At 47.1% G+C, this 13,802-nt stretch carries 11 protein-coding genes; 8 read left to right on the top strand and 3 right to left on the bottom strand.

Annotated elements, in window-relative coordinates; genetic code table 11:
- A complete protein-coding gene (locus tag A3CY_RS0100865; RefSeq protein WP_018335991.1) occupies nt 1–1,272 on the top strand; it encodes a hemolysin family protein in 1,272 nt (423 codons plus the stop codon).
- Nucleotides 1,273–1,424: 152 nt separating this feature from the next.
- Here A3CY_RS0100865 and A3CY_RS0100860 read toward each other — a convergent pair whose 3' ends face one another.
- A complete protein-coding gene (locus tag A3CY_RS0100860; protein ID WP_018335990.1) occupies nt 1,425–1,784 on the bottom strand; it encodes a NifB/NifX family molybdenum-iron cluster-binding protein in 360 nt (119 codons plus the stop codon).
- A 619-nt stretch (nt 1,785–2,403) separates the two neighbouring features.
- On the opposite strand from A3CY_RS0100860, the gene A3CY_RS21780 reads away from it, so the two are divergent.
- The 6 genes from A3CY_RS21780 to A3CY_RS0100825 all read left to right on the top strand — a co-directional run bounded on the left by A3CY_RS21780 (nt 2,404) and on the right by A3CY_RS0100825 (nt 10,012).
- Nucleotides 2,404–3,267, top strand: a complete 864-nt coding sequence (locus A3CY_RS21780) for a helix-turn-helix domain-containing protein (protein WP_169503544.1) — start codon at nt 2,404–2,406, stop codon at nt 3,265–3,267.
- 205 nt (nt 3,268–3,472) lie between these two features.
- Entirely contained in the window at nt 3,473–5,173 is a 1,701-nt protein-coding gene (locus A3CY_RS0100845) for a hypothetical protein (RefSeq protein WP_026207163.1), read from the top strand.
- Between the two features lie 24 nt (nt 5,174–5,197).
- Entirely contained in the window at nt 5,198–5,770 is a 573-nt protein-coding gene (locus tag A3CY_RS0100840) for a DUF3575 domain-containing protein (RefSeq protein WP_026207162.1), read from the top strand.
- A gap of 11 nt (nt 5,771–5,781) precedes the next feature.
- Nucleotides 5,782–7,299: a DUF3868 domain-containing protein gene (locus tag A3CY_RS0100835; protein ID WP_040371221.1), complete on the top strand. Its 1,518-nt coding sequence runs from the start codon at nt 5,782–5,784 to the stop codon at nt 7,297–7,299.
- A gap of 32 nt (nt 7,300–7,331) precedes the next feature.
- Nucleotides 7,332–8,954 carry an Mfa1 family fimbria major subunit gene (locus tag A3CY_RS0100830; protein WP_018335985.1) on the top strand — a complete coding sequence of 541 codons (1,623 nt, stop codon included), beginning with the start codon at nt 7,332–7,334 and terminating at the stop codon, nt 8,952–8,954.
- Between the two features lie 92 nt (nt 8,955–9,046).
- Complete coding sequence (locus A3CY_RS0100825; RefSeq protein ID WP_026207159.1) at nt 9,047–10,012, top strand: FimB/Mfa2 family fimbrial subunit; 966 nt, start codon at nt 9,047–9,049, stop codon at nt 10,010–10,012.
- A gap of 49 nt (nt 10,013–10,061) precedes the next feature.
- On the opposite strand, the gene A3CY_RS0100820 is transcribed toward A3CY_RS0100825, so the two are convergent.
- The gene (locus tag A3CY_RS0100820; RefSeq protein WP_018335983.1) at nt 10,062–10,967 is read right to left on the bottom strand and encodes a bifunctional methionine sulfoxide reductase B/A protein; all 906 of its coding nucleotides are present in this window, start codon (nt 10,965–10,967) and stop codon (nt 10,062–10,064) included.
- 126 nt (nt 10,968–11,093) lie between these two features.
- Here A3CY_RS0100820 and A3CY_RS0100815 point away from each other — a divergent pair, with 126 nt between their 5' ends.
- Nucleotides 11,094–11,636 (top strand): HdeD family acid-resistance protein, encoded by a 543-nt coding sequence (locus A3CY_RS0100815; protein WP_018335982.1) that lies wholly within the window; start codon nt 11,094–11,096, stop codon nt 11,634–11,636.
- A gap of 137 nt (nt 11,637–11,773) precedes the next feature.
- On the opposite strand, the gene A3CY_RS0100810 is transcribed toward A3CY_RS0100815, so the two are convergent.
- Nucleotides 11,774–13,660 carry an amidophosphoribosyltransferase gene (locus A3CY_RS0100810; RefSeq protein WP_018335981.1) on the bottom strand — a complete coding sequence of 629 codons (1,887 nt, stop codon included), beginning with the start codon at nt 13,658–13,660 and terminating at the stop codon, nt 11,774–11,776.
- Between the last annotated feature and the right edge of the window lie 142 nt (nt 13,661–13,802).

Here is a 13,802-nt window from a genome sequence, read left to right as displayed (position 1 = left end):
ATGGAATTTTTCATTATCATAGGGCTTATCTTATTAAACGGAGTACTTGCCATGTCGGAAATCGCCATGGTATCGGCACGTAAATCCCGTCTGGAAACGGAAGCCAGAACGGGCAATAAATCCGCCCGGCGAGCATTGAAACTCGCCAATGAACCGGATCGTTTCTTGTCGACGATCCAGATCGGTATCACTCTGATCGGTATACTGACTGGTCTTTACTCGGGGCAGGCTCTCGCTGGCGACCTTGCCGTGTGGGTAGAAAAAATAGAGCCATTGCAACCCCACGCCCTGCTTATTTCCAAAACGATCATCGTGATCGTGGTGACTTATCTCACCCTTATTTTCGGGGAACTGGTGCCCAAGCACATCGGTATGGTGGCAGCCGAGCGCATGGCAAAGATCATCGCCGCCCCCATGGATATACTCTCCCGGATAGCTTCTCCCTTCGTGTGGTTGCTTTCAGCAAGTACCTCGCTCATGATGCGGATTTTGGGTTTAAATAAAATGAATGACAACAAGATCACCGAGGAAGAAATCAAGGCTATCATTCAGGAGAGTACCGCGGAAGGTGAGATTCAAGAAGTAGAACAGGATATCGTGGAACGCGTCTTCAACCTCGGTGACAGGGATATTGCTTCTATCATGACCCACCGCAGCGATCTCGTGTGGCTTGACATCACGGACTCCAATGATAAAATTCGTGAAACCGTTCACACGCACTTGCACACAATTTACCCCGTGTCGGACACCAAACTGGATAACATTGTCGGGGTTGTCTTTTTGAAAGACCTTTTCGGCAAGATCGACGCCCCGAACTTCAACCTGAAAGCACTTGTACGTCCCCCGCAATACTTCCCGCAGAACCAAAGCGTGTACAATGCCCTGGAACACTTGAAACAAGGACATCTCAAGTACGGGCTAGTGACGGATGAATTCGGGAGCATCGAGGGAATCGTCACGTTGAAAGACATCGTGAAAGCCTTGATTGGCGACGTACCCGAGATTGGCGAGGAGCCAGACATCATACGACGTGACAACGGCACTTATCTTGTTGACGGTCAATGCCCGTTCTACGATTTTCTTGCTTATTTCGACATGGAATTCCTCTACACGAACCATTATTACAACACGCTCAGCGGGTTGATCTTAAAAATTCTGGAACACATCCCTCGCACGGGAGAAAAACTGGTATGGTACAATTTTGAGCTGGAAATCGTCGATATGGACGGTGCCCGAATCGACAAGGTACTCGTTAAAATAAATAAAGAGTAAGGACTTGAATCAAGTTCCTTACTCTCACACCATCAACACCTTGCAACATTATTGGTCTTTATGGTATCTTTTGTATAAAAACGACTTGCTATTTAAAACTTTTCAAATATAGAATAATCTATAAATACTACAAAACGTTTTAACACTTAAATTTATTCCTTGTGCTCCCCGCACTCGTGATGGCAAGCAACCCCCGAATCGAGCAAGAATCCTTTGAGGTATCCTTCCGTGACTTTCCGCACGTCGCCTTTGCAGCCGCGAAGGACTTTTATGCCTTGCTCGCTCAATTTATTCAAAGCGCCGTCGCCCATGCTCCCGGCAAGCATAACGGAAACCCCTTTTTCACGCAACACGGCTGCAATATCCGATTTACAGCCACAACCTTGCGGGGATGGCAAAGTTTCTACCCCCGTGATGTTCTTCGCATCGTCGGTAGTAAATAAAGTATAATACTCGCAATGTCCGAAATGGTCGTCTACCATATTATCTCTCGTTGGTACAGCAATCTTCATGGTTTAATTCCTCTCTTTTTATAATTGTTCTACTGAAAAAAATCACCTTTTATCATATATGGAGCAAAGGTAGTGCTTTTTTATTTAAAACAAGGAAAAAGCATTTTCTTCCCTCCTAACCCGGAATTGTATCAATAATCGAAACTGTATATTTATTCTATTCGAATCAAGATACATTTTTTTATAAAAATAACACTGTATTCGCAACTATCTGATTACCAATTTTCTCATTCCATACAATGTATTGCGATATTCATTATTATTTATAACTTTGTATTGGGAAGATAATTACACCGCGTAAATGCTTTCAAAAAGGCAGCTTCACGGGATGAATTTAAAAGAGAAAGAAATTAAAAAACGTGATGTTTTTACTTCGGAAAGGAGGGACAAAATGGAAGTAAAATACACACCAAAACATTAAAATGCAGTAGAGGTAAATTAATATTCAAATATAGCAAATTCATTTGAGAATAATTTAGCGTACAGGATGGCTAAAAGACAAACAAGTAACAATTAACAGTTTTTGGAAATTACGCTTGTAGGATTTTAACAACAAATGTTCGTGAACAGGGATTGTTGTGCCAAAATTTTAAAGAAACAACAGATAATTATGACTGGTATGAACAAGGGAATAATAGAATATCCGAGTTGTCATACAATGAACAACTCGAATTCGCCACAGGTAGAGATGGTTCGTATTCCGAAAGGAGCGACAGGATGTCTTGAACTTCATCACAATGAAGTGGCATTCTTCATGGAAGGACGCCTGAAATTCATTTTTGGGGATTTCCACGAACACGAGAGCAAGAAAGGATACATCCTATTCCTGCCTGTCGGCGGACGTTACTTCTATCGGGCACCCGTGAATGCTATTGTTATGGTGTTCAGGTTACATGGTCCTTTGAAGTTATGTGACAATTATCCCGTGGAAAAACTATTTGATTTAAAAACTATCGCTTCAGGTAAAAATTGCAAATCCCGGATGAAGAAGCTAAATATGTTACAGATCAACTCGCACTTGTGGCATTTCCTGGATGGGATCAACAATTGCCTCAGGGACGGGATCGACGGTAATTACTATTTTGAGTTAAAGATCAAGGAATTCTTTTTACTCTTGCGTACCTACTACTCGAAAGAGGAAATTCACGATTTCTTTCAACAAATACTGACAAAAGACACGATATTCTCGGAATACGTGCGACTTAACAGTCAACGTTTCCGGACAGTAAAGGAAATAGCAGATGCCATGAACCTATCGACAAAACAATTTGCCAAAAAGTTCGTGGACATCTTCGGTGAAACGCCCTACCAGTGGATGAAAGCGGGAAGAGCCAAGATAATTCATGCCGAAATAACCTCTACTAGAAAGCCTTTCAAGCAGATCGCTTTCGAAAACGAGTTCAGCACCATTGCACAATTCACGAAATTTTGCAAAAAAGAATTAGGCAAAACCCCTAGTAACATTAGGGCTAGCATTATATAAATGGAGAAAATTGCAAACAAAAAGGGAAATATTGATAATCGTTAATTAATACTCATAGCGTATTTTTGACAAATTATTAAGGGTAAGGTTCCTTCCGGGAGTTTCCCGAAACCGGAAGCAAAAAGTCGAAGTACAACAAATAGCATGAAGCATTCGACAAAAAAGATCGGGAATTTGAAGTATTATGGAGGGACATTTTAGTAAAATGGGAAAGAATATATTAATAGGGATAACTGTATTCCTTGGAATCATTTGTTTTGCCTGTATCGACGAAACGGTAGCTCCCGAAAAAGAGCCCATCGTTGTCGATGATAAAGTGCAACTCGAATTGTTCACGAGGATCGACCCGTATAAGATTCCGGAGTCCCGCTCTTCTGCAAACGAAGACGGCGTGGATATGACCCCATGGGTGCTAGTGTTCAAGGGTAACGACATGAAATTCGTGGAAGCCGCTCAAGCGTTGACAATCAACAGTACCAACAAACGATATGTTATACTGACCAAACAGGCTGAAGCCTGCAAATTACTGATACTGGCTAATCCCCAGACAAGATTCTACATGAACGCAACACAGAACTACACGTTTTCGTCCGGTACATTCGCAACAGCATTGCAGAATATGTCCCTGGATGCCGCCTGCCAAGCGTTGTGTACCGAACCGCTGAGTAACCCGCAAACCTCAATCCCGTTTGCTAATTTACAATTACTACCGATGAGTCACGTGGTTGACCTTCCCGGTGGAATAAATAAAAACACCAAAATCGGAAGTGATGCCCAACAACTGGAAATGCTTCGGGTTGTGGCTCGGGTGGAAGTGATAGACCAGGAAACCGGCTTTGACTTTAAAGGAATAACGATGGTGGCAAATGCAGCCAAACAAGGTTTACTACACAAGCAAAACGGAAATGCGATTACCCCGGCTAGCAATCGGGTGGAATACAGGTACAATAACTCATATTCGGACGATATTGCAAAAGCTGTCGTGAACGGCACGGAACAAACCACAACGGAAAATCCCGTATACCTTTACGAGGCAAGTACAACATACGATATGTACATCATTATCCGCGGGATATATGATGGTAAAGAATATTTTTATAAACTGGCGTTTATCGGCGAGAACGAGAATCATTTGGACATCGAGAGAAACCACCGATACATATTCACGATCACGAAGGTCAAGGGTCCGGGGTATTCCACGGTAGGTGACGCGAAAGTATCTCTGCCGTCGAACACGCAAGTGGATTACACGATCACCGTGCGGGACGAAGCCTCCTATGAAATCATCTCCAACAACGATTATTATATGGGAGTCAGCAATTCACACTACATCGTGTACGCCGATGCAGGTACGACCAAAGAATTTCACGCGTTTACGTTAGCGACGGACTGCATACGCCCATTCCCGGATAAAAGAACCATCACGGCATCAACCGGGTTGCAAATCAGCAGTCCCGCGGCAGGCACCAGCGTGGCACTACCTATCGTGACGAACACCAGTCCGCTAAAGACAGAGGTCAAGATACAACTGGGAGCCGGGTTTTCCGCCGGTACCGTTCAACTGGAACTGGGTAACCTGGAAAAGACAGTGAGTGTCGAGCGACGGGATAGAATAAGCCGGTTAGAGAACACGCTCACCTTCCCGGAATTCTATTGCCTCTCCGCCTACGTGGAAGAAGATGATGCCAAAACTTGGTTGAAACTGATGTCTTCCTCGGGTATGCGGGATGTTACTGACGAAATTATCGTGGAAGACGGGGTTATAAACATACGCGTGGAAAGAAATGGCAGCGGACAAAGATACGGTACGGTTTACCTGACAACGATAAAAGACCCAGGATCGCCGACAAGCCAGATCATCCGGATCAAAATATATATAACGCAAAGAGAAGTAATCAACGTGTAAACAAGAATAAAGATGACGATATTAATGAAAAAGGTACTGATAGCAGCATTGTTCATAGTCGGGTGGATTCTACCCGAGGCAAACGCACAAAAAGTTGCCGTGAAAAGCAACCTGTTGTACGACGCCACGGCAACAATGAATTTGGGGGTGGAAATCGGTTTGGCACGCAAGTGGACGTTGGAAGTACCCTTCAATTACAACCCGTGGAAACCCGCTAACGGCAGGCGATTGGCACACTTCGGCGTTCAACCGGAAGTACGCTATTGGTTCTGCGAGCGCTTCACCCGCACGTTTATCGGGCTGCACGCGCATTACGCAGATTTCAACGTGGGCGGTTGGCCTAACTGGTCGTTCATCAGCAAGAATATGCAGAACAACCGCTACCAAGGCGAACTCTACGGGGCGGGATTCAGCTTCGGTCGGTCGTGGATTCTGAAGAAACGCTGGAGCATCGAAGCCGTCGTCGGGTTGGGATACGCGCATATAAAATATGACAAATACCCGTGCGCCGATTGTGGGCTTAAACTGAAAAAGGACAGCAAAAATTACTTTGGTCCCACGAAAGTAGGAATCACATTAGTGTATCTCATTAAATAATTAAGGAAGTGATGAACAGGATTATACTCTATATAGCAACGATACTGGTAATGTTCCAGTTGGACATAGCTCCCGCGGCAGCTCAAACCCGTTCCTACACGGGGACGGTCACCGTGAAAGCCCTGCGGATGGAACGAGAGGAGAACATACTCCACGTGGATTTGGATCTCATCTTCAACGAGATGAAAATCAAGTCGGCACATGGCATGGATATCATCCCGCAACTGGTAACCCCGGAACGGACGTACAACCTCCCGAAGGTGTCCTTCAAGGGACGGGACGAATACTTGTCCCACGAACGCAAACTAGCCCTGATCGGCTACAACCCGCAAGTGGACACGGACAAGGCTTACGTGGTGGAAAAAGTGACGAAAAAGAAAAACGGCGTGCTCAACTACCGTTACTCGCTTCCCTACGAGGCGTGGATGGCTGACGCAGCACTCGACGTGCAATACGATGAATGCGGTTGCGGCGACACGGAACTGATGAGAGTGGAACGCCTTCTGAATCCCATCCCGCCCGTGGAAGAATACATCGTGACCCCTTACCTGGTATATATCCAACCGCCAAAGGAGGAGATCAAACGCCGGGAGATCGTGGCAGAATGTTTCCTTGACTTCGTGGTCAATCAAACCGTGATCCGCCCGGACTACATGAACAACCCGAAAGAACTGGCGAAAATCCATGACATGATCGACGATTTGAAAAACGATGCCAGTGTCACGGTAAACCGTCTGGACATCACGGGATACGCTTCCCCGGAAGGTTCCTACGCAGGCAACCAGCGCCTGTCGGAAGGACGCTCCAGAGCACTGGCAAACTACCTTGCCTCGCAGTACGATTTCCCGCACAATATATACCATATATTCTTCGGGGGCGAGAACTGGGCAGGTCTGACGAAAGCCGTGCAAGCAGGTCACATGGAATACAAAAACGAGATTCTCGATATACTGGAATACACTTCTTCCTCGGAGGATAGGAAAGTCAAGCTGAAACAATTAGCCGGGGGTATCCCCTACCGCACTATGCTGCGGACGATCTACCCGAGTTTGCGTGTCGCCATCTGCAAGGTGGACTACAACGTGAAGAACTTCGACGTGGAAGAAGCGAAAGCGGTCATCGGGACCAGCCCGCAAAACCTGAGCTTAAACGAGATGTTCCACGTGGCTAACACCTACGAGTACGGTTCTCGGGAATTCGTCGACGTGTTCGAGACGGCAGTCCGTATCTTCCCGAAGGACGAGATCGCCAACCTGAACGCCGCCGTCGCTGCCATCGCACGCGAAGACTTGGCACAGGCTGAACATTACCTGAACAGAATAACCCCGGAAGGCTATCCGGCAGAATATAACAACGTGATGGGCGTACTCGCCCTGTTGCAAGGTAATTACGAGAAAGCGGAAACCTATCTGCAAACGGCAGCCGCCCGAGGGCTGGAAGTCGCCAAGCAGAACCTAGAAGAATTGGCAAAGAAAAAAGCCAATGCTATTGAAATTAAAAAAAGAATAGATAACAAAATCAATTATTAATCACATCTTAAACAATTTGTAAAATGAAAAGAATGAACAAATTTTTTACATTAGTATTTGCAGCGTTAGCATTCACTGCATTTACAGCATGTAACGATGACAAGACCGGAAAGGACGGCGACGAAATCGCACCCGCCGGCGAAGCCTGGACTACACTTAGAATAATCAACCCCAATACCAATTTGGGACGTGCATTGAACACCCCAGACCAGTATCCTTCTACTAGTCCCGAGGAAACAGAGATAAAAGAAGTCAGAGCTATTTTCTTTAACGGATATGATGCGACAAGCGTGGTAACCGACGTGAAGAAAATCACACTCAACGCTTCTAATATCAGCGATGCATTCCTTGTTGCGGATAACTCTAAATCTATATTGATTGTTATAAACCCGCCCAGCAATTTCCCGGATTTCACCAAAGGTCAACCCTTTGCCACGGTAAATGCTGCTATTAAGACAATTCCGGACATTTACACGGACAAACAATTCATGATGACCAACGCCAAAGGTGGTTTGGAACCTTCATTACCTGACGGTTCTCCCGCTGCCGGCTTGCCATTGTTCACGTCTAAAAACGATGCAGAGTTACCGGGTAATGCTTTAAAAATCAATGTAGACCGTGTTGTGGCAAAAGTACGTGTATTCGTAACCTACGCTTCTACCGAGGCTGCCGTGATAGAGAACGCAAGTTGGGTTGTAAACCTCACGAACAAATGGTACTATCCCGTGTCCGAGAGAACTCAAACTTTCTTGGGTACAGCGACCCCATTCGACGAATACGGATTAGGTTCATACCGTAAAGACCCGAACTTCGATCACACGAACATTCCTTACCCGTCAGCAGATTTTGACGAGCAATACAATTTCTACACGCAAGCAGACGTGGATAATAACAGCATTGTCTGGATTGCACCCTGCCACGCGACAGATCCTAATCAAGGTGGAAAACCCCAATACTGTGCGGAAAACACCCAGCGTAAGGAGGACAACACGTATGCTTACACGACCCAAGTATTGCTGAAAGCAACTTACTTGCCCAAGTACAAGAAGTTTGACGGCAGCATGACCGATGTACAAGAAGGTAACAAAGACTGGATGGACATCAATGGTGGTTTCTACACCTACGCCGTGATGATGGAATGGATTGAGGGAGAATTGACGAACAAATACATAGACCAAAACCCGGCAGGATACGTTACAAACGTGACGACCGCTTTCAACAGTTACCTGAAGTATCTCCAAGGCAAGGGAGCTGCCGTGCAGGAAGTAGTTATCCCGGATGTAGCCGGAGTTAGAACAGTTGCAGAAATTGTACAGGATTTTGAAAACCAAAAAGCAGGTGTTGTGGCTCACGGCGCGGACGTGAATAAGGACGTGAATGGTGACCCTATCGTGAAATACTACAAATCCGGTATCAGTTACTACGCGATCGCTATCAAACACGATAACGACACAGATAACTCTAACAATGAATTCGGAGAATTCGGTGTGGTTCGTAACTCCATGTACGACATCGCTGTAAAATCATTCAACAATCCGGGCTACCCGATCGTTATCGAGCCGGATCCGGACAAGAAAGATGAATTTGAAGCTTGGTTAGCTATCGAAATCGGTGTTAACCCGTGGACATGGTACGTTCAAGAAGAAAATCTATAAGCGTTCTACGCGTGATATTAAGTATGGGATTCGTCCCATACTTAATTTACCCAAACGTTTATTTCCTTTAATCATAATAGAAAGATAGAAAAATGAAACTTAGAAATCTAATCCGTCAAATAGCATTGGGTATTCTTGTACTAATCCCAGGAATATTTCATTCCTGCGACAGTATCCGGGAAGACCTCGACGAATGTCGCTTACTTGTTCGGTTCAAGTACGACTACAATATGCTCTCCACCGATGCGTTCCACACGCAAGTCGATAAAGTGGATCTATACGTGTTTGACGGAGAGGGCAAGTTTCTATTCATGAAATCCGAGGAAGGCACTCCACTGACAACCGGCGACTACCGCATGGAATTACTTCTCCCTATCGGGCAATACAAACTACTCGCGTGGGCGGGAGTACACGGATCATACGAGGTGACCGACCTCGAACCCGGCACGTCCACCTTCACCGAGCTGGAACTCAAGTTGAAACGCGAGTCATCGCTCGTCGTCGACAAACAAGTTGAACCCCTCTGGTACGGGGAACTGGCAGACGTGGACTTCACCGGAATAGAAAACACGACAACCACCATCAACCTGATCAAGAATACAAACACGATTCGTTTCGTGTTCGAGAACCAGGGCAGGAGCAATTTCGACGTGAACGACTACACCTACGAACTCACCGAATCGAACGGTTACATGGGGCACGACAACGCCTTGAAGCCCGACGACGTGCTGAGTTACCAACCTTACTACATGGCACAGTCCTCCGCCACCACGGGTGTTATCGAACTCAACACCATGCGGCTGATGACCGACCGTCTGAATCATTTCGCCGTGAAAGACAAAACTTCCGGCAATACCGTCTTCAAGGTAGACCTGACAGATTTCTTCCTTCTGCTCCGTCATGAAGAGCACAAAAACAAATGGGGAGACCAAGAGTATCTTGATCGTAAAGACTCTTACGACGTGGTATTCTACCTTTCCGGTTCCACCAATCCCTGGCTAAGCGTGAGCGTCATCCTCAACGGCTGGACGTGGTACTTACAGGAAGAAAATGATTAAATGATTAAGTGATTAAAAATCACCCAATCGTTAATCATTAAATCTAAAATTAATCGAATTTTTTCGTGTACCCGTGGCAATACGGCTGAGTCCCTTTTCGCTCGTAATAATTCTGGTGATAATCCTCGGCAACCCAAAAAGTAGACGCCGAGGCAAGCCTCGTAACCACTTTGTATCCCTTTTCTTTTAACTGCCGGATCAACTTCTCGGCAATAGCCTTTTGCTCCGGACTGTTATAGAATACCTCCGAACGATACTGCTCGCCGTAATCCGGTCCCTGCCGGTTCACCTGCGTCGGGTCGTGCAACTCGAAAAAGAGCTTTGCCAACGTTTCGTAATCCGTCTTCGACTTGTCGAACAACACCCGCACCGCTTCCACATGTCCCGTACCCCCCTCGCACACCTCCTCGTAGGAAGGGTCTTCCACCGTGCCGCCCGTGTAGCCGGACTCCACGGCAAGCACCCCGGGGGCTTTTTTCATGTAGTACTCCACACCCCAGAAGCATCCTCCCGCAAATATCGCCGTGTCCAGTTTCACATCTGCGGCGGGCACGAACTCCATCGAGATCGAATTTACGCAATGCCGGGTATTCTTCGCAGTGAAGCCCTCGCCCATGAACACGTGACCGAGGTGCGCCCCGCAACGAGCGCAAATGATCTCCGTACGCAACCCGTCGACATCTGGCACCCGCTTCACCGCCCCCTCGATCTCGTCGTCGAAACTCGGCCACCCGCAATGCGAATCAAATTTGTCCTCCGAGCGGTACAACGCCGCCCCGCATTGCTTGCAGACATACGTGCCTTTCGCCTTGAAATCATAATACTTACCCGTGAACGGGCGTTCTGTCCCTTTATGAAGTATCACCTGCTTCTCGTCTGCCGTCAATTCTTTCTTTTGTGCCATAATTGTGTAATTTACCAGAAACAACATCAATATCACCAATCCTCTTTTCATAACCTTGTTTTAAATCGTGAAACGTATCTCCTCCTGATAAAGTTATTCATTTTTCAAGACAATACAACAACTTTTCGAGGACAATTCACATATAAAGGATATAAACTAAACAAAAAATTAAGAGATATGACAACAAGAATTGCGACTACAACGGCTGGCCCCAGGGGTTTCAGATGGTTATACATCCTTCTGGCTATCGTACTATTCATTTTCGGTGTAGGCATCCTGCGCCACCCTGCCGCCTCCTACTTCGGGCTGGCACTATACTTTAGCATCGTTATCATCGTGATCGGTGTCTGCGAATTCATGAACGCTCTCGCAGGCGGAAGTTCCCGCCACTGGGGGTGGGGAGTCGTGGTCGGGATTATCGATTTCATCATCGGGTTCGTCCTGCTCATCCATCCCGCCATCGCCGAAGATATTCTTCCTTATATCGTCGGGTTCATCCTCATGTTCAAGAGCATCGATTTCATTTCCGAATCCCTCGAGATGTCCTCGCTACAGGTCAGAGGCTGGGGCTGGATACTCTTTGCAGGTATCGTCACCCTTGTCTTCTCCTTCATGATCGTGTTCTACCCCATATTTGGTATCTTGAACATCATCGTCTGGACAGGACTTAGCTTCATCTTCGCCGGAATATCCTCGTTCATCTACGCCTTCGTGAGATAGACAAGGATCAATTTTAGATTGCTGTCACCCTGAGCCTGCAAAAGATCTCCCGCCACAACACAAGATATTGGCGGGAGATTCTTCACTTCCGCCCAAAAGGACAGCGATTTAAAATTAGCAGGTCATAAAATCTAAAATTAGTAAGACCTTTCATCCCTTCCCTCCATCCAATTGATAAAGGCTGTGTTGACAACCTTGTTGCCCCCTGGAGTGGGATAATTGCCGGTAAAGTACCAGTCGCCGGTGTCGTTAGGACAAGCCCGGTGCAGGTTCTCGACAGTCTGGAAGACTACTTTTACCTCGGCACGCAGGCGTTCGTCACGCACCATCAGCGCCACCCGGTCGGAGATTTCCTCGTCAGTGAAGGGGGCGTATATACGTTTCACGTGGTTCACGATCCGCTCCTTAGGCAAACCCTGTTGCGCCTTGCAATCGCGGTACACCTCGTCAATCAGGCTTTCCATGCCTCGCTCGCGAAGCAACTCGATAGCGGCGTTGAAGGCTATAAACTCGTTCATGCGGGTCATGTCGATACCGTAGCAGTCGGGATAGCGAATTTGCGGGGCGGAAGAAACCACCACGATCCGCCGGGGTCCCAGCTGGTCGAGAATACGCAAAATACTCCGCCGAAGCGTGGTACCGCGCACGATAGAATCGTCGATCACCACGAGGTTGTCGTTTTCCCCGACTGCCCCGTAGGTAACATCATAGACGTGTCCCACTAACCCGTCACGTCCGGAATCAGAGGTGATGAAAGTGCGCAACTTGGCATCCTTAATCACGATCTTTTCTACACGAGGTTCCCGGCAAATAATAGCATCCAGTGTTTCCTCGCACCACGAAGCTTTGCCCTCGCGTATCAGCCGCTTCTTCTCTTCCACCATGTATTGCTGCACACCCGCCACCATGCCGTAGAAGGAGGTTTCGGCGGTATTGGGAATAAAAGAAAATACAGTGTTGTCAAGATCGTCGTCCACCGCCCGGATGATTTGCGGCGTGAGCAGTTCGCCTAGCTTTTTGCGTTCCCGGTAGATATTGCGGTCATTGCCGCGGGAGAAATAGATACGCTCGAAGGAACAACTGCTTCGTTTCAATGGGGGACGCACGAGTTCCTCTGTGACCGTGCCGTCTTTCTTGATAATCAAGGCGTAGCCCGGTTTGATCTCCTGAATATCCATGTTCATGCCTTGAAAAGCGGTCTGTATCACCGATCCCTCGGAAGCGACCACCACGACCTCGTCGTCCTTGTAATAATACGCCGGACGAATTCCCCACGGATCACGCACCACGAAAGCGTCGCCATGACCGAGCACGCCCGCCACGGCATAACCGCCGTCCCAGTCTGCACTACTCCGTGCCAACACCTTGGGGAGGTCGATCGCCTGCTCGATCAACGGGGTAATCTCCTGCTTGGAGAATCCCTTGTCCTTGAAGAAATGATAAAGGTCTTGTATCTCGTCGTCGAGGAAATAGCCTACCTTCTCGAGCAAAGTCACCGTGTCGGAATAATTCCGCGGGTGTTGCCCCGCCCGAATCAGGCTGTCGAATAACTCGTCGACGTTCGTCAGGTTGAAGTTCGCCGCAAGAGCCAGATTGTGGCTCCGCCAGTTGCTCGCCCGTTTCAGCGGATGAACGTAGTCTATATTGTTTTTGCCGAAGGTGGCGTAACGCAAGTGCCCGAGGTAAACTTCAGACACGAAAGGCAGGTTCTGCTTCGCCCAAGCGACATCCTTGCCCTGCACGAGGTCGGACTGAAAGTTCGCATGAATCCTATCGAACACTTCCTGAATGGGGTTGGCATCACACGACCGCATTCGATCCATGTACTTGTAGCCCGGCTCCATGTCGAGCTTCACTCCCACTACTCCCGCACCGTCTTGCCCACGGTTGCGTTGTTTTTCCATTAAAATATATAACCGATTTAAACCGTAAAGATATGAGCCGTATTTTTTCTGGTAATAATCCAACGGCTTCAACAAGCGAATCAGCGCAATGCCGCATTCATGATGGATGGTATCACTCATAAATATTGATTGTTAGTGGCTACAAAATTAATAAAAAACGACGGATATATCATATAGGGAAGCGTGAAAGTTTATGAAGATTTATTATCTTTACCGGAAAGGAAAAACGAATTTTAGATTGAACTCCCCCCGGCACTTCGTG

This window comes from Butyricimonas synergistica DSM 23225 (assembly GCF_000379665.1).
Taxonomy (GTDB): Bacteria; Bacteroidota; Bacteroidia; order Bacteroidales; family Marinifilaceae; genus Butyricimonas; species Butyricimonas synergistica.
Note: the sequence above shows the minus strand (reverse complement) of the source record. Positions and strands in the feature narration are given on the sequence as shown.